This window comes from Synechococcus sp. CS-1328 (assembly GCF_025128095.1).
GTDB lineage: Bacteria > Cyanobacteriota > Cyanobacteriia > PCC-6307 > Cyanobiaceae > CBW1002.
Window position 1 is genome coordinate 90,826 of sequence record NZ_JAHLYT010000011.1, and the last position, 17,924, is coordinate 108,749.

The window sequence follows — 17,924 nt, forward strand, 5'->3', positions numbered from 1 at the left end:
CCAGGATTGATTTTATTTTTGACAGTAGCTCGCGACTAGGCCTTTACGCAAAATGAGGAGGGTGAAGGGGAGATGAAGAGTTTCAGTGAGCTGTCGAAAGGCTGTTTGCCGAAAGGCTGTCTGCTGTGATGACGGTCCTGCCAGGGTGATCTCCCGCCTGGGTGATTCCATTCAGGCCCCGCCGCAGCTGTGCTGACTGTCCGGCAGCGACCACGATTCGCCGGTGCGCAGATTGCGGGCCCCGTAGATGCGGCCCCGCACGTCGCCCTTGGGGGCCTCGCTGCAATCCGGAATCATCTCCAGACAGAGTTCGATCGGGTCGTCTTCGCGGCTGCGGTGAATGGCGGGCACCATGTCGTACGACACCTGATAGCCGCCGTTGGTGTAGGAGATCGCCGAGCCAGAGTCGGGCAGCGGGATGTACACCCCGTTGTCATCCATGGAGCTGAGGCGGTAGAGAACCTCCTTCACCGTGGTGCGGCGGCACTCCCCCTGTTTCAGGGGCAGGGGCTCCGCTGAGGCGGTGAGCGGCGCAGCCAGGGCCGGCAGTAGCAGCATCAGGGCCGGCAGCAGGGGGCAAGCAAGGTGGCCTGGAGGCCGGCGCAGCAGTCGGCTCAGCTGCGGAGGCAGGGGCTGGCGCCGTACCTGATGGAGATAGCCGGGAAGCATCGCGTTCTCTCAGATCGTGCTGGTCAACACCCGAGGGCCGGTGGGTTCAGCGCCGAGGGGGTCGGCCTCCACGCTGACACTGAGGCTGCTGGCCTGGCTGGTGGGGAAGGGGGGGATCAGCATGGCCACATGGCCCTGGGCGGTGGGTTTGAAGGCAACGCAGCCCACCTGCCGGCCGTTCACAGTGGCCCAGAGCCGATAGACGTGGTTCGGCGGCGGCGGCGGCAGATCATTGAGCATCAGGATGTTGTTGGTGGGACTGCCAGTCACGAGCACCTCGCCGAACCCCTGGTCGTTCCCCTGCATCGCCCGCAGGGGAAGACGCCGGCTGACCGGCGTCAAGGCAGGCGCCGGATCCATCCTCAACTGCAATTGCGCCAGCTGCTGGCGTGTCTGGTGCAGCTCCATGCCGAGGATCAGCAGCCCCAGGGAGAGCAGGCCAGGCACCAGCCAGGACGGAGCGGCCACGCGGCGGCTGACCTGGGGTTCTGTTGCCGGGCTCAGCAGGCGGCGGCGCACGCCCTCTGGTGCCGGCTCTGTCGCCGGCAGGGCCAGGGGCAGCAGCTCAAGTGTGGTGCGGAATTCCTCCAGCCGCTGGCGCAGCTCCGGGCGTTGCAGCAGCAGCAGCGTCAGCTGCTCCCGTTCCTCTTCGTCCAGATCCCCCAGGGCATGGCCGGCCAGCAGGGCATCGATGGCGGCGTCAGGGTTGGCGGCCCCTGCGTTGGCGTCGTGCGGTGTCATGGTGTGCTCCGGAAATCGATCAGCAACTCCCGCAGGCGGATCAGGCCCTGGCGGGAACGGGTCTTGACGGTGCCCAGGGGCAGGTTCAGCCGCTGCCCGATCGCTGACTGGCTCAGCCCTTCGTAGTAGGCCAGCTCCAGCACCTGCCGCTGATTGGCGGGGATCGTCTCGAGGGCATGGCGCACCTGTTGGCTGAGGTCATCCGCTTCGGCGGACTCCTGGGGGCTGCGCACGGCCTGCGGAAACAGCTGCTCCGACCAGCGTTGCACCAGCTGCCAGCGATTGCTCCGCTGGTTGAGGCGGTTGATCGCCATCGAGCGGGTCAGCAGCAGCAGATAGGCCAGCACCGGCCCGCGGGAGGGCTCGTAGCGGTCTTGCTTCCAGTACCGCAGGAAGACGTCGTGGCAGAGGTCTTCCGCCTCCTGGCTCGAGCGGCACAACCGCAGCGCCAGGCGGTACACGGGCCCGCCGTAGGCGTCGTAGAGCGCGCCGAGATCGGTGGTGCTCGGCGGATCGGACGCGAGCCCCTGCAGCAGCGGCCTGGTGGCAGCGGCATCCGGTTGTTGGGGAGGAAAGTCCACAGGGGGGATGGCCGTTCAGGCACTCTCGGCGGGCACAGTCAGCAGGCACAGTCAGCGGGCACTACCAGCAGTCGCTGCCAGCTGTTGCTGTCAGTAGGTGCCGTCAACGGGCACCGTCTGATGGGGATACCGCTGAGCAGGCTGATCGGATTGAGGGAACGAGCAGCGGCTGCAGGACGACCTTGAACCTGGGACCTGGAGTCGGGAGTGAAGGACGTTCCAATCCGAACCCGAGGCCCATCGGTATCTCTGGACGCAGGGGCTGAGCCCGTTCGGTTCAACCCCGTTGGGTCACCCCCTCTGCGCACCACACACGCCCCCACTCCTCGTTCGTCATGACCGTGTTGTCATCCACCCTGGCCCGCTCCGCTGCCCTGGTTCTGGTCGGTGCCTCCCTGCTCTCGGGTGCGGCGCTCCACGCCGAATCCATGTCCAAGCCGATGACCAAACCCATGCAGAAAGAGGCTGCCGGGGCGATGGCCGGTGACATGGCCAAGGGAAGTTTCCGGATGGCGGAGAAACCCGTGAGCGGTGGCTTCTCGATCCACAGCGAAGGCGGCAAGCAGGTCCTCACGCTCAGCAAGGACTTCAAGACCAGCGACATGGCCCCCGATCTGAAGATCGTCTTCAGCCCCTCGACCAAGCCCCTGGCCAGCACCAAGGCCCCCGGCTACCCGCTCAAGCCCGGTACCTACACGATCCTGGCGCCGCTGAAAACCAGCATGGGGGGACAGAGCTACACCATTCCCGCCTCGATTGACCTCAGCAAGCAGGGCTCGGTGCTGATCTGGTGCCAGAAGTTCAACGCCACAATGGCCTGGGCGCCGCTGAAGCCCTGATCCGGGCCGCAGCCACGGTACCGGCTACAGGCGCTTGACGGCCACCAGGGTGATGTCGTCGAACTGCTCGGCTTCGCCGGTGTGGGCGAACACCGCCTCGGTGATCGCCTCGGTGAGCCTGCGAGCAGACGCATGGCCCTGGCTCAGGAGAGTCTGCAGGCGGGTGTTGCCGAAAAATTCGCCGCTGGTGGCCCTGGCCTCGGTGATCCCATCCGTGTAGGCGAGCATCAGATCCCCCCGATCGAGATGCATCTCCTTCACGGCGAAGCGCGTCTGGGCCAGCATTCCCACCGCTGGGCCCGTGACGTCCAGTACCTGCTTGATCCGGGCGTCGGAATCGAGAACATAGATCGGATCATGGCCGGCATTGATGTAGCTCATCCGGCCCGTCTCCAGTTCAAGGATGCCAAAGAAGACTGTGGCGAACATCCCGGTTTCGCCATGATTTATGGCGATGTAGCTGTTCGTCAGCCCGATCGCATCCAGAGGGCGGAGATGGCTCTGGGCTCCCCCGCCAGGCTCAGGGCCTGGCGGGGGAGCCGTTGTCTCTGAACGATGCAGAGGCAGCCCGTCCAGCAGCGTCTGGCCCGAGAAGATGCGGAGCAGACTGCGAAACAAGCCCATGAACAGCGCCGCACCGACACCCTTGTCACAGACATCGGCGATGATGATCCCCACGGCACCGTCGGGCAATTCGAACAGGTCGTAGAAGTCTCCCGCCAGTTGCTTTGCCGGACTGAAGAAGGCAGCGAATTCCCAGCCGGGCTTCTCCAGCAGCTGGGCGGGCAGAAAATTTCTCTGCATCAGCCTCCCTTGATCCAGTTCCTGCTGCAGAAGGGCCGAGAGGGCTTCCACTTGCTTGGTATAGATCGCCTCCTTGTCCCTGGCTCGCTTGCGCTCCAGGGAGGAGCCGATGCGGGCCTTGAGAAGGGTGGATTCAAAGGGCTTGGGCAGAAAGTCTTCGGCACCGATCTCGATGCACTTCACCATCTGGCCATAATCCTCCAGGGCCGAGATCATGATGACCGGAATGAATCTCAATTCCGGATCACTCTTCAGATATCGGAGGAACTCATCTCCGTTCATGCTTGGCATCAACAGATCCAGCAGAATCAGATCAAAGGCCTGCTGGCGCAGTTGCTCCAGAGCCGCCTCGGCATTCAGGCAGGTGGTGACCTGATGACCCTTGCGGATCAACTGGCGCTCCAGCACCTCAAGATTGCTGGGGGTGTCATCCACCACCAGGATGTGGGCCGCGATCGATTCCTCCAGGCAGGTCGCGTTCTTCTGGGGGACCTCCAGCTCCCGAGGGCCTTTCGAAGGGCTGGGTTGGGTGGGGGTGCCTGCTCCGGCGGGGGGAGAAGCAGGAGAAGCAGGAGAAAAGCCTGCGGCCAGAACGTCGAGGTGATGCACCAGATGGTCCAGGGTCTGCGCCGCCTGACCTACCTTCACAAGGTCGGCGACCACGGCGAGGCCCTCGCTGGCTGCCAGCAGTTGATTCACCTCCGCCCTCACGGCCTCCAGAGAAACGGCCATCAGGTCAGGTAGTCGCGCCAGCCGCTCCTGCAGGGGCATCGATGCAGTCTCGGGATCCTCCGAGAGCAGGCCGTGATGCACCAGGGAGAGCAACTGATGACCCGCCTCCCTCAGGCGCCCACAATCCTCCGCCAGGGGAGAACCCAGGTCCTGAAGATCTTCCTGCACCATCTCGGCGTAGCCCGTGATTGCGTTGATGGGAGTACAGAGTTCGTGCCGCAGATAGGCACGCAGGCGATCAACAGGAACGCTAGAAGGCATGGATCCCCTCACTGGCCGCCAGCACGAGCAGCAGGGACCGGCAATCGCCCATCACCGAGGACTCCTGGTGCCAAGGTAACTCTACGTTCACCGTTCAAAGGCCCAGGGAAACCGTTGCAAAGCCACGCGAGACCTCAGCGGAATCGCGGGAACCGCCCAGGCACCCCGCCGCTCCCCGAGGGTGGCCGCCACCGTCATCGCGGTGACCCAAGTGCTGAGCTTGTAGCCCAGCTTGATTGGAGTGGCGAGGCACACCGGCACTCCGTTCTCCACCGGCAGGGCCGCCGCTAGAAGCAGGACCAGCAGGGGAAGCGGAAAACAAGACGGGGCCATGGCCGAGGAAACCTTCAGCGAAGAGTGGCGGGCGGCCTCACGCCAGGCATGGGGGAAGCCGGCCTGCCCTGATCCGCCGCCCCCCGCGCCTTCAGCACTGCCGCCAGCCGAGGCAGCAGCGCCGCCAGGGCTCGGCCGCGGTGGCCCCGCTGCCGCTTCTGTTCGGGAACCATCTCGGCGAAGGTGAGCCCCAGCTCCGGCACCAGGAACACCGGGTCGTAGCCGAAGCCGCCGCTGCCGCGCGGTGCCGGCAGGATCTCCCCCTCGCACACCCCCTCGACCTCCAGCACCGTGCGACCGGCCGGATCGGCGAGGGCCAGGGCCGCGGTGAAGTGGGCCCGGCGGTCGGGGTTATCGCCTCCGCGCGGAGCAGCCTCTGCCAGTTCCCGCAGCAACCGCTCGATCCGGCCGGCATCGGTGGCGGCATAGCGGGCCGAATACACCCCGGGGGCACCCCCCAGGGCAAGCACCGAGAGGCCCGAATCATCCGCCAGGGCCCAGTGGCCGGTGGCGCGGGCCACAGCCTCGGCTTTGAGCCGCGCATTCTCGGCAAAGGTGGTGCCGGTTTCCTCCACCTCCAGCCCCTGCGGCTGGGGCCGCACCTCAAGGGGAACGCCGAGGCGCAGGTCCCCCAGCAGGGTGGTGAACTCCCGCAGCTTGCCGGCGTTACCGCTGGCGATCACGAGCACCGTGGGGGAGGGAACAGGGGCAGCCATCGGCGGTGGCCTCAGATCCCCTCGGCGAGCTGCCGCGCCCAGTGCAGCACCGCGGCCACCCGGTCCTGGCTCGGGGCCTCGCAGTAGAGGCGCAGCAGCGGTTCGGTGCCCGAAAACCGCAGCATCAGCCAGTGGCTGGGGCCGAGGCGCAGCTTGACGCCATCGGTGGTGATCACCTCCTGCACGGCGGCGCCGGCCACCTCTGCCGGCGGGGTGGCCGCCAGGAAGGCCTCCAGACGGCCGCGGGTCGCCATGTCCGGCAGGCGCAGATCGAGGCGGTCGTAGGCCGCGGCGCCGCCGCAGCGCTGCTGCAGGGCATCGATGCGTGCCCCCAGGGGCAAGCCGCCTTCCACTAGGGCCTCGATCAGCAGCAGGGCCGCGAACAGGGCATCCCGCTCCGGCAGGTGCATGCCGAAGCCCACCCCGCCCGATTCCTCGCCGCCCACCAGCACCGTGCCGCTGAGCATCTCGGCGGCGATGTACTTGAAGCCCACGGCCTTCTCCAGCACGGGGCGGCCCAGATCTTCGGCCACCTGCTGCATCAGATCCGAGCCGCTCACGGTCTTGATCACCATGCCCGGCAACTGGCGGGCACGGGCCAGGTGGTCGATGAACAGGGGCATCAGCAGCTGGGTGCTGCAGAAGCGGCCGTGTTCATCCACCGCGGCGATGCGGTCGCCGTCGCCGTCGAAGACGATGCCCACCGCCGGCCGGCCCGCCAGGGTGGAGGCGCGCACCTCGGCGATCAGCTCGCCCAGGTAGGGGGCCAGCGGCTCGGGTGGGTTGCCACCGAACAGGGGATCCCTATGGGAGCGGATTTCGCGGAGGTGGCCTGCTGCTGCGGCCTCCGGCAGCAGACGGGACAGGCCACCCGCCGCCGACCCGTGCATCGGGTCGACGATCACCTGCAGCCCCAGCCGCTCCAGACCGGAGCTCAGGGCGGCCGTGTCCACCTTCGCCTGCAGGCCCGCCAGGTAGGTGCCCATCGCATCGAAGCGCAGGGTGGCGCCCGGGATCGGCACGGTGATGCCGCCCGCCGCCAGCCGCTGCTCCACCCGCTTGGTGAAGCTGCCTTCCACCGATCCGCCGAAGGGGCCCTTGATCTTCAGGCCCAGCCATTCGGGCGGGTTGTGGCTGGCGGTGATCACCAGGGCCCCGAGGGCGCCGCGCTCCACCACGGCCCAGCTGGCGGCGGGGGTGGGGATGGCGCTGTCCGTCAGCACCGGCACCAGTTCGGCGCCGCGCACCGCCGCTGCGATCGCTTCGGCCAGTTCAGGGGCCAGGAAGCGGCGGTCGTAGCCGATCACCACCTCGCGGCTGTTGAGGCCTTCGGGCGCGGCATGCTCGAGTTCGCGGGCCGCGGCGGCCGCCACCGGCAGCAGGCGCTCCACGGTGATGTCCACCCCGAGGATGCCGCGCCAGCCATCGGTGCCGAAGACGATCGGGCTGGCCTCCAGGGGCAGGGGGGCAGAGACCATGGGGGCGAAATCGAGGCGCGCTGCCCTGGTCGTAGCAGCCCGTCCGCCTGCTGGTGCCTTCCCGGGTGCCGGCCGGTGGGCAGGCCACCGCCTCCCTAGCCTGCGGCGATGGCCCAGCCGACTGGATCCGCTCCGCTCACTGACACTCCGCTCACTTGCGCTCCGCTCACTGACCGATTGCTGCGGGGCTGGCTGCGCTGCCGGCGGCGGGCCTGGCTCGATCGGCACGGCCCCAGCGGCGAGCGTCTCTGGAGCGCCCATCGGGCTTTGGCCCTGCAAGACCAGCTGCGCAGTTTCCAGACCCTGCTGCCCAGCCGGCCCGGCCACGGTGAGGCGGCCTGTGCCCGTGGGGAGGCCGGCGTGGTGGGCGTGCGCCTGCGGGGACGGACCCGCGACGGCCAGGCCGTTGAAGCCCACCCCAGCCTGCTGCAGCGGTTGGAGGGCGACAGCCGCTGGGGCGCCTTTCGCTACCGGCCGGTGCTGGCTCGGCAGGGGCGCCGGGTGACGCGTGAGCACCGATTGCTGCTCGCCCTCTGGGGCCGGCTGCTGGCCGAGCACCAGCAGGCTCCGGTGCCCGAGGGGCTGGTGGTGGCGGGTGAGGGGCGGCGCCTGGAGAGGGAGCGGCTCGCCCTCAGCAGTGGTTTGATGCGCCAACTGGACGACAGCCTCGAGCGCCTTGGCCAGGAGCTGGACCACGACCAGCCGCCGCCGCTGGTGAACGACCGCAAGAAATGCACCCTCTGCTGCTGGCGGGGGCTGTGCGACCGGGAGGCGGCCCGGGAGGGCCATCTCAGTGAGGTGAGCGGCATCGGCGGCAAACGCCGCGAGCTGCTGCTGGGCCTCGGCATCGCCCGCCTCACCGACCTGGCGGCCACCGACCCCGAACGCCTGGCCGATCAGCTCGAGGCCCATGGCGAGCAGCACCGCGAGATCGCGGCCACCCTGGTGGCTCAGGCGCGGGTGCAGGCCAGTGGCATCCCGGAGCGGCTCGATCCCGCACCGGCCCTGCCGGAGCTGGCACGCGCTCCGGGGGTTCTGCTCTACGACATCGAATCCGACCCCGACGCCCGCGACGATTTCCTGCACGGCTTCCTGCTGCTGCCCCGCGGCGCCGATGGGTGCTGGCCGGTGGCCAACGTTCCGGAGGCCGATGGGACCACTGCAGACGGAACCGCCGCAGACGGATTCGCCGCAAACGGATTCGCCGCAAACGGAACCGCCGCAGACCGTGCAGGCCGCTATCTGGCTGTACTGGCCCTGCAGGAACACGGTGAGCCCCGGCTCTGGGCCCGGCTGAGGAGCCTGCTGGCGCGCTACTCCGACTGGCCCCTGCTCCACTACGGCGAAACCGAGTCGCTGGCCCTCGTGCGCCTGGCCCAGCGCCAGGGCGCCAGCGAGGCGGAGGTGCTGCGTCTTCGCAGCCGCCTGGTGGACGTGCATGCGCGGCTGCGGCGCCACTGGCGCCTGCCGGTGAACGGCTATGGCCTCAAGCCGGTGGCGGGCTGGCTCGGTTTCCGTTGGAGCCAGCCCGGCGTTGATGGAGCCCGCTGCCTGCTGTGGTGGCGGCAGTGGCGCCACTGGCATCAGGATCGCGTCCGCGGTCGCCACAGCCCCGGGCGGCTGCAGCGGATCTTCCAATACAACCGCGACGACAGCCTCGCCACCTGGGCGGTGGCCCGCTGGCTCCTGGATCGGGACTGACGCCCGCCCGCCACTGGACCGCCCGGCACGGCCCCTCCCGCTGCGTTCCGCTCAGAGCCTGGCGGCAGAGCCGGCTCCCACCGGTGGTGGCGCGAAGGCCTCGGGGCAGGACAGCGTCACCATCGCCCCAGCCTCAGGGCCAGCCTCCTCCTGGCCGGCGCTGCCGAGGGCCCGCAGCTCCACCGCCTCCAGGTGGCGGCGGCGCACCAGGGCCAGGCCGATCCGCCCCTGGCCCTCGGCAAGCTCCAGGGAGGAGGTGATCAGCCCGGCGCGGCTGCCATCGGCGCCCTGCAGGTCGCTGCCGGGTTCGGTGCAGGCCGCCGCCGCCCTCGCCTCCGTGGCCCCCGTGGCAGCCGCCAGGTGCCAGCGCCGCAGTTGCTGCTTGACGCCGTCGTAGGTGGCGAGCTTGGCCAGGGTCTCCTGGCCCACATAGCAGCCTTTGCTGAGGCTGACCCGTTCGGCCAGGCCCAGCTCGAAAGGATTGGTGTCGTCGTTCAGTTCATGGGGAGCGGCCGGCAGGCCCCGCTGGATCCGCCAGTGCTCGCTGTCGCTGGCGTTGAGCTGATCGCCGCTGGAGAAGGCAGCGGGCAGATCCGCCGCCAGGGCGGGTGGCAGGGGGGCGTCGCCTTGCACCAGCAGCCGCTCTTCTCCGAGCAGCCAGGCCTGCAGTTCAGCCTGCGGCTCGCCAACGGCCCTCCAGCTTCCCCCCTCCGGCTCTGGACGTTCCGCCGGGGTGCCGGGGCTGAGCGGCGTGATCAGCCAGCCCGACTGCAGCGGGCCCAGGTGGACCTGATCCGCAGGGAAGAGCACCCGATCGAAGGCGGCCCGAACCGCGCCGCCTTCGCCGGCGGTGATCGCCAGCCAGGCGCCGGATTCATCCACCAGCACCTCCGCCAGGGCCCGCATCCGGCCGGTGGGGCTGATGCAGCAGGTGCGCAGCCACTGGCCAGGCGCGGCCTGGGCCACCGCCTGGCTGGTCTGGCCATGCAGGAAGGAACGCGTGTCGGGCCCGTCCAGCCGCAGCAGGCTGACGGGCTGGACGAGGCGACCGCTGTGGCGGGGCTGGTCCCAGGGGCTGGTGGCGGTGCTCATGGGAGGGGGTGGGGGATGGCGGACCGGCTTTGCGGCCATGGTGGATGACCGGGTCGCAAAGGTTCCAGCCTGCGACAGCAATGTTCGAGCCTGCGACAGCGGGCAGAGCAGCAGCCCAGGTGCCTGCAGTTCAGCTGCTTGCGGCGCTGGAGCCCGCGGCGCTGGCGGCCACCTCCTCCAGCAGAAACAGGCTGCGCAGCTCCAGGCCGGCGGCGGTCATCGCCTCAAGGCCTCCCTCCTGCCGGTCCACGATCGTCACCACCCGGTCCACCACATAGCCCGCTTCGCGCAGCTGGGTCACGGCCTTGCGTGACGAGCCGCCGGTGGTGACCACGTCTTCCAGCACCGTGATGCGGCTGCCCGCGGCCGGCAGCGGGCCCTCCAGCCAGGCGCCGGTGCCATGGCCCTTGGCTTCCTTGCGCACGATCAGGGCGTCGAGCGCGCGGCCATTCAGGGCAGCGCGCATCGCCACCGCACTCACCAGCGGATCGGCCCCCAGGGTGAGACCCGCCACCGCCACCGCTTCCGGTTCCACCTGGTCGAGCAGCAGGGCACCGAGCAGGGCCAGCCCCGTGCCGGCCAGGCTCACCGGCTTGCAGTTCACGTAGTGGTTGCTGATGCGGCCCGAGGCCAGGGTGAACGTGCCGTGCCGGTAGGCCTTGGAGGCCAGCAGGGGCAGCAGGGCAGCCCGTTGCTCCGCCGTGGTTCCGGCGATCGCGCCCATGGCGGTGGCGGCGGCGGGATGGGACGGAAAGGGCATCGGTCGCGGAGGTGGCTGACGGGGGCTGGTGGGGAAGCCCGAACCTGCCTAGTTTGAGCGCGAAACGGGTCCCCCCGGCACAGGCCGGTAGAGCGATGCAACGCAGGCGAGCCCCCGATCGGGGAGGCATCGGAGCCACAACTTGGTCAGCACGCCTCGGGCAGCGAGTGGTTGGCTTCAGTGCTGCTGCCACTCTGGTGCTGCCGTTGTTGCCGGCGCAGGCGCAGACCGGCCCAGTGGTGTGCACCACCACCCTGGAGGCGCCGCTGGCGGGCAGTGGCCCGGGTGGGATGAACGCCGCCGGGCCCGTCGAGGTGACCCGCTGCGCCGTGGTGCAGACCACCGCCGAGCTGGTGGAGAGCAGGTTCTTCACCTACACCCCCACGTTTGCCCGCAGCGTTGACATCACCAACCAGATCACCGATCTGTTCGGCATCGCCATGGGGGGCGAGGGCGGCACGCGGGTGAATGGGTCTGGGCTTCCCGGATCAGCGGATCATCTGGGATGCCTCGGCGCTGAACAACACCTACACCGAACTTCTGCGCCAGCAGAGCAACCCGCTCTACTGGCGCACTGAAGACGTGCACAACGGCTTTTCCTCCAGCATCGGGACCGGCGGTGCAGCGGTGATTCCGGTGGACCGACCGGCCGAACCCTATTGGTCGCCGCCGCCGATTCGCGGCCTCTGGTAATCGTGGTTCTGTCCAGGGTGCGGGCTTCGGCACGCCGTGGCCAGATCCGGGGGTCTAGCAATCTGGTGAATGCAGCGGACTCATAATCCGCCTTAGGCGAGTTCGATCCTCGCGACCCCCATTCAAGTCTTTCCTTCATAGCAAGCGGTTTCGGCCAGATTCTCCTTGGATGAAGCGCCCACCTTGGCCTCCCATTCGGGCACAAATGCGGTCATTTGAGGGCATGGTGATCACGATTTCGGGCACGGTGACCGGTGGCTGGCGACCCCTACCTGTCGAAGTTGAACCGGGCCCTCAAGGACCTCGGGTGTGCGGTGAGCCTGGAAGTCTCCCCATCCGGACGCACCATTCGGCTTCGCGGCATGCTGCCTACCCCCGAAGGCCAGTGGACACGGCAACGCATCAGCACCCCATTGCCTTACCCGGCGGGCCTTCAGCAAGAAAGGCAGCTGGCTGAGCAGCTTGGACGTGACCTCCAGATGCATCGGATGGGGATTGAGACCTTTCCCTTTCAGCAATGGAAGGCTGGTGCAGTCGCTGCGAGCGCACAGGAATCCACGATCAGTGGCATGGAGGCGATCCGTCTCACTGAGCAGTGGTGGCAGGCGCAACGCAAGCGCGGGCCCAGCGCGCCCACGACCTGGGCCAAGGACTATGCCGAACCACTGGCACCCTTGCGAGATCTGCGGGTGGTCACGTTGGAGAGCCTCAAGGCTCTCGTCAGCGCGTGCGAGCCAGGAAGCCGTACGCGGAGAAGAGCCGCCCAGGCGGCTTCTGCCACTGCCCAGGCCATGGAACTTGGACTGGAGTCTGTGCAGCAACTCCGGGATCTGGGTAAGGGCTACAGCCCCGGCAAGGACGCGGCACCAAGGGATCTGCCCAGCGATGCGGTGATCGTCGAGGTGATCGACAAGCTTCCTGCGGATTGGCAGTGGGTGGCAGGGGTGTGCGCCACGTACGGCAGGGCTGATTAGAAGTGATCCAGATGCCAGTGGCCGCAGAAGTTCTTGCCAGCCCGGTAGCCGCAGCGGTGCCCTCCTCCCGTAAGTCAGGCGATCCTTGATCACCTGAAAACCCTTGCGGCGGCTGTGTTTCACCGCGATCAGGACGTCGGCTCCACGCTCTTCAAGGTCGAGAAAAAAGGGCGGTTCGCATGCAGCGCATCCGCCTGGACCAGCAGCCCCTCGAGCTCCACCCGACGGGTTCGGCATCGCCGAGCTGGGTGCTCATCCAGTCCTGGAGCAGGTTCTCAAAGCCCTCCACGTCCAACTGAGCCAGCAGCAGTTGGAAGGTGGAATCCGACGGCGGCTTGGCGACATGGGTGCCCAGCAGTTCGTTCAGTGTCTTGCGGTGTCAGGGCCTTCGCTGCTGTCAATCGGAACAGGTCTGGATTAAAATATTGCAGCTGGAAGCCGTACCTGGATCTGCATCAGCGCTGCGGTCGAAATCCCATGCGCCGAGCGATGGGGCTGTGTCTCCAGTGGGCAGGGGAAATGGAGGCAAGGGAACCGGAGGCAGGGGGGAGCACCTGGCGTCTCATAGCGCAGCACAAAGATCTGGTCGAACTCCATCGGTCCGATGGTGGGCATCGAGGGCCAGCCAATCCCCCTGGCCAGCTCGGGCATCCGGAGGAGCTCCTGGCCATCCAGAAGGGAATCGACCCGCGACACCTGGGCAATGGAACTATTGATCCCGGTAGCCACACCCAGAGGAACAGCGCTCTGGACACTGCGAGCGTTCTTGCTGGAAACGGGGTTGAGGAAGAACGTCCGGATGTGGGTAGCGGGCCCGAAGCAGGGAGGGGATCAGGCGGGCCAGATTGATCGCGCGCACAAAACCGTTGATCGAGAGGTTGTTGTTTCCGTCCCCCGACTCCACCTTGTCACCATGGCGGAGCAGAATCACTTGGCGGGGAGTGGCATGGGCCGGTGCCAGGCTGACATTGCTCAGCGCCATCAAGAGAAGTGCTGGTGAGACGAGATAACCGGCTAAACCGTTACCTGTCCGAACAGGTCACCAGCCCCAGTGACACGTCCCGGCTCCAAGCCTGCGTTGATGCATAGCTCTCCAGAGGAGCGAAAAGCGTTGCATCCACAGACGCTCTCAATTGGATTCGGAATTGACCGGAGCCTCTTTGCTGGGCTCCATGTTCGCTCCCAGCTCCCTGCAGGTACGGATCGGATCCACATCCGGCGCCACACCAAGAGCCTTGCGCAGGGCATCGAGCTGCGCAACGGATTGCAGATCGATTGTGGTGGCAGCATGCTCACAGGCAATTTTCTTCAGAGCCTTCGCATCGGGTGCCGCACAGCCGGCGACCCCCAGCAGGACTGTGAAGAGAAGCAGTCGGTTCACAGAGGATGACAAGAGATTGATAGGGCGATTCTACATGGAATTGCACTCTCAATACTGGCTCAAGTCTGAAGGCATAGATCCAGGCCAATGATCATTTGTCATCCTTTCTGACACTTCAGGCCTGTAGATGTGCTGCGTCTTCTCGCGCGGCAGGATCCGTGAATCCGTCCCTAAGGATGATCGTTATGCCGATCTTCTCCAGGCTTTGAGTCAGGGGTAGAGGTTTTCAGCGGTTGGATTGCCATTGCTTCACCGCTTTCAGCGCCAGCCACGCCACCCCTGCAACCAGCACCATCAGCACCATCAGCTTGATGAGTTCGGCAAATGGTTCCAGCCAGATTGCCACCCGTTGATATCCCTCGCCCAGCAGATTGCCAATCAGCGTGAGAATCAGCACCCAGAGAAGGCTGCCAGCCGTTGTCCAGGCCAGGAAGGCGCGCTGCGGCATCAGTTCCATGCCCGCCGGCACCGAAACCAGGGTGCGGATCCCGGGGATGATCCGCCCCCAGAACACCACCGCCGCACCATGGCGGTTGAACCAGCGGCGACTCCTGGCAAGATCCTGGGGTTGTAGACCAAGCCAGCGGCCGTGGCGGCTCAACCAGCGCTCCAGGTGCTCCTCATTCACCAGCCGGCCGATGCCGTACCAGAACCAGGCCCCCAGCACGGTGCCCACCAATCCAGCAAACACGGCGGGGATCAGTTGCAGCTTCCCCTGGTGCACCAGAAAACCCGCCAGAGGCATCACCACCTCGGAGGGAATGGGAGGGATCACATTTTCGAGCAGCATCACACCGGCAATCACCAGATAGCCCAGCAGGGGATTGGTGTCCACCGCCTGGCTGATCAGGCCCGGCAGCGCATCTATGGCATCGCTCAGCGACATGACGGAAGAGTGAGGATCAGGCGTGAGTGTTTGCCGTGCGTCGTCGAACCCGCCAGAGCTTCTCCCGCTCAAGGTACAGGAACAACAGCAGGCTGAAACCGCTGTAGAGCAGCAGGTCGTTTCCATCCAGGGGCTGGGCCCCGAAGAACTGTGCGATCGGCGCCACGTAGAGCAACATCAGCTTAAGTCCTGTGGTGAGAACCACAGCTGCCAGAAGAGCCGGGTTGGAGAAAGGTTTGACCTGAAGCAGCCCCCGGGTTCAGGACAGATGTCATCGCTCTCATCCGTACCCCTGGGGGCTTGATGGAAAGGATCAATGCGTCGCTACAGCGAGGCCGTCAAGGCTGATGTGAGAAGGCGGATGAGCCCACCGCCCACTGATTGCTGCGAGGACGAGCAGATAGTATGGCATGACCAATTTCTTCTGTCATGACTTGGGAAATAATTCTTTTCGCAGTGGTTTTAAGTATTGATTCATTCTCTGCTGCTTTTGCGATGGGTTTTCGTCGCTTTTCAGCGCAGCGGGCATTCTCCTTTGCGCTCAGTTCAGCATTTGCTGAAGGCGCTGCAACCGCTATTGGATTCTTCCTTGGTCATGTTGCAAAGGACCTGATTGTCAACTATGACCATTGGGTGGCGTTCACCTTATTGGTTTCCGTTGGTGCTCATATGTGCTGGGAGGCATATCACCATAGCTCGGACGAGGCCACTGAGTCAGAGGACTCTCGTACTCATAGTTTTCTGAAGATTCTGTTTATTTCAACCGTAACCAGTATTGATTCACTGGGCGTCGGCGTAACTCTTGGTTTAGCAGGCAAGCCGATTCTTGATTACTCAGTTCCTATTGCTCTTGCTGCCTTTGTTGCTACCTATTTGGGCCTAGGTCTTGCCAGGCGAATGCCCCCAGCATTCGGTAGCCGACTTGAGATTATTGGCGGTGGTGTTCTGATTGTTCTTGGCTTCAAGATGCTTTCCGTCTAGCGAGCAAGAATAGATGATCGTGGCTGCGCACGATCTATCCTTGTTCGTTATACGGCAATTGATCGTGTACTCCATGGATCCATTTTGTCTACTTGCTGCGACAACCAGACCTTCGCGGCCATCCTCAAACTCGCCCGAAAGCTGCCGTTCGCGGGGCTGCGGTCAGTCTGGAATCCGAAAGCCCTTTTCACGGAATAGGGCCATGCAGGTATCGGCTACCGTAGGGGCGTAGGCCGTGCCACGCCCGCGCTCGATCTCCGTAAGTGCTCTTTCTATACCAAGTCCTGCCCTGTAGGGCCGGTGCGAAGCCATCGACTCGACCACGTCCGCCACGGCCATGATGCGTGCCTCTAGCAGAATCTCGTCGCCCTTTAGCCCACGCGGGTAGCCGCTTCCGTCTAGGCGCTCGTGGTGCTGGTAGGCAACCTCAGCAACCGGCCAGGGGAAATCCACTTCTTTCAGAATCTTGTAACCCCTTTCCGAATGGGTCTTGACTAATTCGAACTCCGGTTCGCTAAGTCTTCCTGGCCTTGTAAGTATTTCTGCCGGTACGCCAATTTTTCCTAGGTCATGCAGGTAGCCAGAGACTCTTATTCCTTCAATTGTTCCGGTATCCAGCCCCATTTCATTTGCAATTGCGACTGCAATCTCAGCCACACGCCGCTCATGCCCTGACGTGTATGGGTCACGCGCGTCAGTTATCGCCATTGTCATCTCCACCGTTTGCAACCAGCTTCGATGCAAACGCTTGAAGGAATTCTTGAGATCCTCTAGTGCCTTGTCTTTCAGGATCTCAATTGAGAACAGCTTCAATGCTTGGTCAACGTCGCGTGCAGTCGCAAGAAGCAGTTTTTGCGCTTGCTCGGTAAATGCATTGGTTGTGTGCGCATATAAAGTAAGCGTACCAACGGCCCTACCGTCGCGAAAAAGCGGTAAAGCGGCAGATGAGCGCCAACCGAATCTCATGCCGCGCTCGTGCCAAGGCTCTGTCGTGGGGTCGCTCTGGAAATCCTGGCACCACACTGCACGCCCCTCGCGGATCGCTGTACCTGTTGGGCCCCTCGAAAATTTGCTGCCCGGATTGGTTGATATCGAGAGACTGTCAAGATATTCCGAACCGGCACCGAACTGGGCCACAATCCTTACCTGATCGGTTGAATCCTCTACCATTCCAATCCACGCGAGCCGAAATAGGCCTGAATTCACCACCGCCTCACAAATTCTTGGGAACAGCTCATCTTCGCTTGTGCTATTAACTATCGCCGAGCAGACTTGATGCAACCCTTGGTAAAGGTGCGCTAATTGCTCATCGGATGCTTCGTCATTATTAGTTTTCTTCATTGAATGTCTTGGAGCGTCCTGCTGGTCCGCGTAAAAGGTTCAGTCAAACTTAACAGTCCGATCTGCGGAAAACCGATGGGCTGCTGTAGGTCGTGAGCAGGCATATCGAGAAATGATGAATGCTGCCGGATAACGCTTCTTGGTGGGTTGGCTGAGATCGGATGCTTTTCCAGCTGGGGTCGGGTGGCCGGTGCGGTGACTACCAGGAAAGATGACGCCCCTGCCCCCTGATCAGGTGGCCATGGCAAATGAAGCGGTTTCGGTGTCTACTTCAGCAGCAGGGCTGATTCAAAGTCTCACTATGGGTCCGGGGATGGCTGGCGCGTGGCCATCGCCAGCAATGCCGTGATGTCGTGCATCACCGCCTGCATCCCGGCCCGAATCGACCGACATCCGGCCAGCCTCAGCAGGTTCATCGCTGCGGTTCGCAGCGTGGCCATCGCGCCGGCGCCATTGCCCCGATAGCGGTGGCCGTCCTCATGGAGCTGGGTGTCCCGAATCCAGTGCCAGCCCTCGATACTCCAGCGGTCTCGCACCAGTTGCAGCAGGGCTTCTGGGGTGGTGCTCAGGCTGGTGAGGAAGAGATGGATGGCCTGAAAGGGCTTGCCGTCGCGGGTGCCGGTGGCCACCACCTCCACGATCCAGCTGGTGCCGATCCAGGCCTCAGCGATGTGCTCTGGGGCCGCTTTGGCACGCAGGGTCCAGGTGATGGTGCGGCCATGGCTGATCTCGTGATCCGTTGCCACGAAAGGGATCTTCTGCTTTCCCTGGAACTGGCTGCGGATCTGGCGGTGCAGCGTCTTCTGGTTGGCTACTCCTTCGGAGAAGACTTCGTCTATTTGTGCCACGAGTCAAACGTTCTCTATGAACACTGACGCAACTGTATCGAGGATGGGAGTTTGGCCTCCCGGAGCCGGCCTGCAGGGGCAGGCTCCAAACCGCCCCATGCTGCTGCGTTTAA

At 65.0% G+C, this 17,924-nt stretch carries 19 protein-coding genes and 1 tRNA gene; 6 read left to right on the forward strand and 14 right to left on the reverse strand.

Annotated features, from left to right (window positions below; translation table 11 throughout):
- Positions 1–171: 171 nt before the first annotated feature.
- The 3 genes from KQ310_RS02045 to KQ310_RS02055 are packed head-to-tail and all read right to left on the reverse strand — an operon-like array spanning position 172 to position 1,991.
- A complete protein-coding gene (locus KQ310_RS02045; protein WP_259720121.1) occupies positions 172–669 on the reverse strand; it encodes a hypothetical protein in 498 nt (165 codons plus the stop codon).
- A gap of 9 nt (positions 670–678) precedes the next feature.
- On the reverse strand, positions 679–1,410 hold the full coding sequence (locus tag KQ310_RS02050) for an anti-sigma factor domain-containing protein (RefSeq protein ID WP_259720122.1): 732 nt from the start codon (positions 1,408–1,410) through the stop codon (positions 679–681).
- On the reverse strand, positions 1,407–1,991 hold the full coding sequence (locus KQ310_RS02055) for a sigma-70 family RNA polymerase sigma factor (protein ID WP_259720123.1): 585 nt from the start codon (positions 1,989–1,991) through the stop codon (positions 1,407–1,409). Before KQ310_RS02055 ends, KQ310_RS02050 begins: the two co-directional genes overlap by 4 nt.
- Before the next feature lie 335 nt (positions 1,992–2,326).
- Between KQ310_RS02055 and KQ310_RS02060 the strand changes: the two genes are divergently transcribed.
- A complete protein-coding gene (locus KQ310_RS02060; RefSeq protein ID WP_259720124.1) occupies positions 2,327–2,830 on the forward strand; it encodes a DM13 domain-containing protein in 504 nt (167 codons plus the stop codon).
- 24 nt (positions 2,831–2,854) lie between these two features.
- Here KQ310_RS02060 and KQ310_RS02065 read toward each other — a convergent pair whose 3' ends face one another.
- The 4 genes from KQ310_RS02065 to KQ310_RS02080 form a co-directional block, all read right to left on the reverse strand.
- On the reverse strand, positions 2,855–4,627 hold the full coding sequence (locus KQ310_RS02065; RefSeq protein ID WP_259720125.1) for a SpoIIE family protein phosphatase: 1,773 nt from the start codon (positions 4,625–4,627) through the stop codon (positions 2,855–2,857).
- A gap of 87 nt (positions 4,628–4,714) precedes the next feature.
- Positions 4,715–4,960 (reverse strand): hypothetical protein, encoded by a 246-nt coding sequence (locus KQ310_RS02070; RefSeq protein WP_259720126.1) that lies wholly within the window; start codon positions 4,958–4,960, stop codon positions 4,715–4,717.
- A gap of 14 nt (positions 4,961–4,974) precedes the next feature.
- Positions 4,975–5,676, reverse strand: a complete 702-nt coding sequence (gene rdgB, locus KQ310_RS02075; protein WP_259720127.1) for an RdgB/HAM1 family non-canonical purine NTP pyrophosphatase — start codon at positions 5,674–5,676, stop codon at positions 4,975–4,977.
- A gap of 11 nt (positions 5,677–5,687) precedes the next feature.
- Positions 5,688–7,154 (reverse strand): phosphoglucomutase/phosphomannomutase family protein, encoded by a 1,467-nt coding sequence (locus KQ310_RS02080; protein WP_259720128.1) that lies wholly within the window; start codon positions 7,152–7,154, stop codon positions 5,688–5,690.
- A gap of 108 nt (positions 7,155–7,262) precedes the next feature.
- Between KQ310_RS02080 and KQ310_RS02085 the strand changes: the two genes are divergently transcribed.
- The gene (locus tag KQ310_RS02085) at positions 7,263–8,855 is read left to right on the forward strand and encodes a TM0106 family RecB-like putative nuclease (RefSeq protein ID WP_259720129.1); all 1,593 of its coding nucleotides are present in this window, start codon (positions 7,263–7,265) and stop codon (positions 8,853–8,855) included.
- 51 nt (positions 8,856–8,906) lie between these two features.
- Here KQ310_RS02085 and KQ310_RS02090 read toward each other — a convergent pair whose 3' ends face one another.
- On the reverse strand, positions 8,907–9,947 hold the full coding sequence (locus tag KQ310_RS02090; protein WP_259720130.1) for a folate-binding protein YgfZ: 1,041 nt from the start codon (positions 9,945–9,947) through the stop codon (positions 8,907–8,909).
- Positions 9,948–10,077: 130 nt separating this feature from the next.
- Positions 10,078–10,671 (reverse strand): orotate phosphoribosyltransferase, encoded by a 594-nt coding sequence (gene pyrE / locus KQ310_RS02095; protein WP_259720146.1) that lies wholly within the window; start codon positions 10,669–10,671, stop codon positions 10,078–10,080.
- Positions 10,672–10,874: 203 nt separating this feature from the next.
- Between pyrE and KQ310_RS02100 the strand changes: the two genes are divergently transcribed.
- The 3 genes from KQ310_RS02100 (at position 10,875) to KQ310_RS02110 (ending at position 12,374) form a co-directional block, all read left to right on the forward strand.
- The gene (locus KQ310_RS02100; protein ID WP_311134683.1) at positions 10,875–11,285 is read left to right on the forward strand and encodes a hypothetical protein; all 411 of its coding nucleotides are present in this window, start codon (positions 10,875–10,877) and stop codon (positions 11,283–11,285) included.
- A 163-nt stretch (positions 11,286–11,448) separates the two neighbouring features.
- Positions 11,449–11,521 (forward strand) — tRNA-Ile (locus tag KQ310_RS02105).
- Between the two features lie 367 nt (positions 11,522–11,888).
- Entirely contained in the window at positions 11,889–12,374 is a 486-nt protein-coding gene (locus KQ310_RS02110; protein WP_259720131.1) for a hypothetical protein, read from the forward strand.
- A gap of 1,129 nt (positions 12,375–13,503) precedes the next feature.
- On the opposite strand, the gene KQ310_RS02115 is transcribed toward KQ310_RS02110, so the two are convergent.
- From KQ310_RS02115 to KQ310_RS02125, 3 genes are all read right to left on the reverse strand, one after another.
- Positions 13,504–13,755 (reverse strand): hypothetical protein, encoded by a 252-nt coding sequence (locus KQ310_RS02115; protein ID WP_259720132.1) that lies wholly within the window; start codon positions 13,753–13,755, stop codon positions 13,504–13,506.
- Between the two features lie 226 nt (positions 13,756–13,981).
- Positions 13,982–14,641: a DedA family protein gene (locus KQ310_RS02120; protein WP_259720133.1), complete on the reverse strand. Its 660-nt coding sequence runs from the start codon at positions 14,639–14,641 to the stop codon at positions 13,982–13,984.
- A gap of 16 nt (positions 14,642–14,657) precedes the next feature.
- Positions 14,658–14,891, reverse strand: coding sequence for a cation transporting ATPase C-terminal domain-containing protein (locus tag KQ310_RS02125; protein ID WP_259720147.1), 234 nt, complete (start codon positions 14,889–14,891; stop codon positions 14,658–14,660).
- A 179-nt stretch (positions 14,892–15,070) separates the two neighbouring features.
- Here KQ310_RS02125 and KQ310_RS02130 point away from each other — a divergent pair, with 179 nt between their 5' ends.
- On the forward strand, positions 15,071–15,622 hold the full coding sequence (locus tag KQ310_RS02130) for a manganese efflux pump MntP family protein (RefSeq protein ID WP_259720134.1): 552 nt from the start codon (positions 15,071–15,073) through the stop codon (positions 15,620–15,622).
- Positions 15,623–15,784: 162 nt separating this feature from the next.
- Here the strand turns inward: KQ310_RS02130 and KQ310_RS02135 are convergent, their stop codons facing one another.
- Positions 15,785–16,963: an HD domain-containing phosphohydrolase gene (locus KQ310_RS02135; RefSeq protein WP_259720135.1), complete on the reverse strand. Its 1,179-nt coding sequence runs from the start codon at positions 16,961–16,963 to the stop codon at positions 15,785–15,787.
- Between the two features lie 299 nt (positions 16,964–17,262).
- Positions 17,263–17,811, reverse strand: a complete 549-nt coding sequence (locus KQ310_RS02140) for an ISAs1 family transposase (RefSeq protein ID WP_259720136.1) — start codon at positions 17,809–17,811, stop codon at positions 17,263–17,265.
- Between the last annotated feature and the right edge of the window lie 113 nt (positions 17,812–17,924).

What these genes read in the sequence shown, in the direction of transcription:
- pyrE (WP_259720146.1), bottom strand. Translation starts at nt 10,671, where the DNA reads ATGGGCGCGATCGCCGGAACCACGGCGGAGCAACGGGCTGCCCTGCTG.
- KQ310_RS02110 (WP_259720131.1), top strand. Translation starts at nt 11,889, where the DNA reads ATGGGGATTGAGACCTTTCCCTTTCAGCAATGGAAGGCTGGTGCAGTC.
- KQ310_RS02070 (WP_259720126.1), bottom strand. Translation starts at nt 4,960, where the DNA reads ATGGCCCCGTCTTGTTTTCCGCTTCCCCTGCTGGTCCTGCTTCTAGCG.
- KQ310_RS02080 (WP_259720128.1), bottom strand. Translation starts at nt 7,154, where the DNA reads ATGGTCTCTGCCCCCCTGCCCCTGGAGGCCAGCCCGATCGTCTTCGGC.
- rdgB (WP_259720127.1), bottom strand. Translation starts at nt 5,676, where the DNA reads ATGGCTGCCCCTGTTCCCTCCCCCACGGTGCTCGTGATCGCCAGCGGT.
- KQ310_RS02130 (WP_259720134.1), top strand. Translation starts at nt 15,071, where the DNA reads ATGACTTGGGAAATAATTCTTTTCGCAGTGGTTTTAAGTATTGATTCA.
- KQ310_RS02085 (WP_259720129.1), top strand. Translation starts at nt 7,263, where the DNA reads ATGGCCCAGCCGACTGGATCCGCTCCGCTCACTGACACTCCGCTCACT.
- KQ310_RS02090 (WP_259720130.1), bottom strand. Translation starts at nt 9,947, where the DNA reads ATGAGCACCGCCACCAGCCCCTGGGACCAGCCCCGCCACAGCGGTCGC.
- KQ310_RS02135 (WP_259720135.1), bottom strand. Translation starts at nt 16,963, where the DNA reads ATGAAGAAAACTAATAATGACGAAGCATCCGATGAGCAATTAGCGCAC.
- KQ310_RS02060 (WP_259720124.1), top strand. Translation starts at nt 2,327, where the DNA reads ATGACCGTGTTGTCATCCACCCTGGCCCGCTCCGCTGCCCTGGTTCTG.
- KQ310_RS02120 (WP_259720133.1), bottom strand. Translation starts at nt 14,641, where the DNA reads ATGTCGCTGAGCGATGCCATAGATGCGCTGCCGGGCCTGATCAGCCAG.
- KQ310_RS02045 (WP_259720121.1), bottom strand. Translation starts at nt 669, where the DNA reads ATGCTTCCCGGCTATCTCCATCAGGTACGGCGCCAGCCCCTGCCTCCG.
- KQ310_RS02050 (WP_259720122.1), bottom strand. Translation starts at nt 1,410, where the DNA reads ATGACACCGCACGACGCCAACGCAGGGGCCGCCAACCCTGACGCCGCC.
- KQ310_RS02065 (WP_259720125.1), bottom strand. Translation starts at nt 4,627, where the DNA reads ATGCCTTCTAGCGTTCCTGTTGATCGCCTGCGTGCCTATCTGCGGCAC.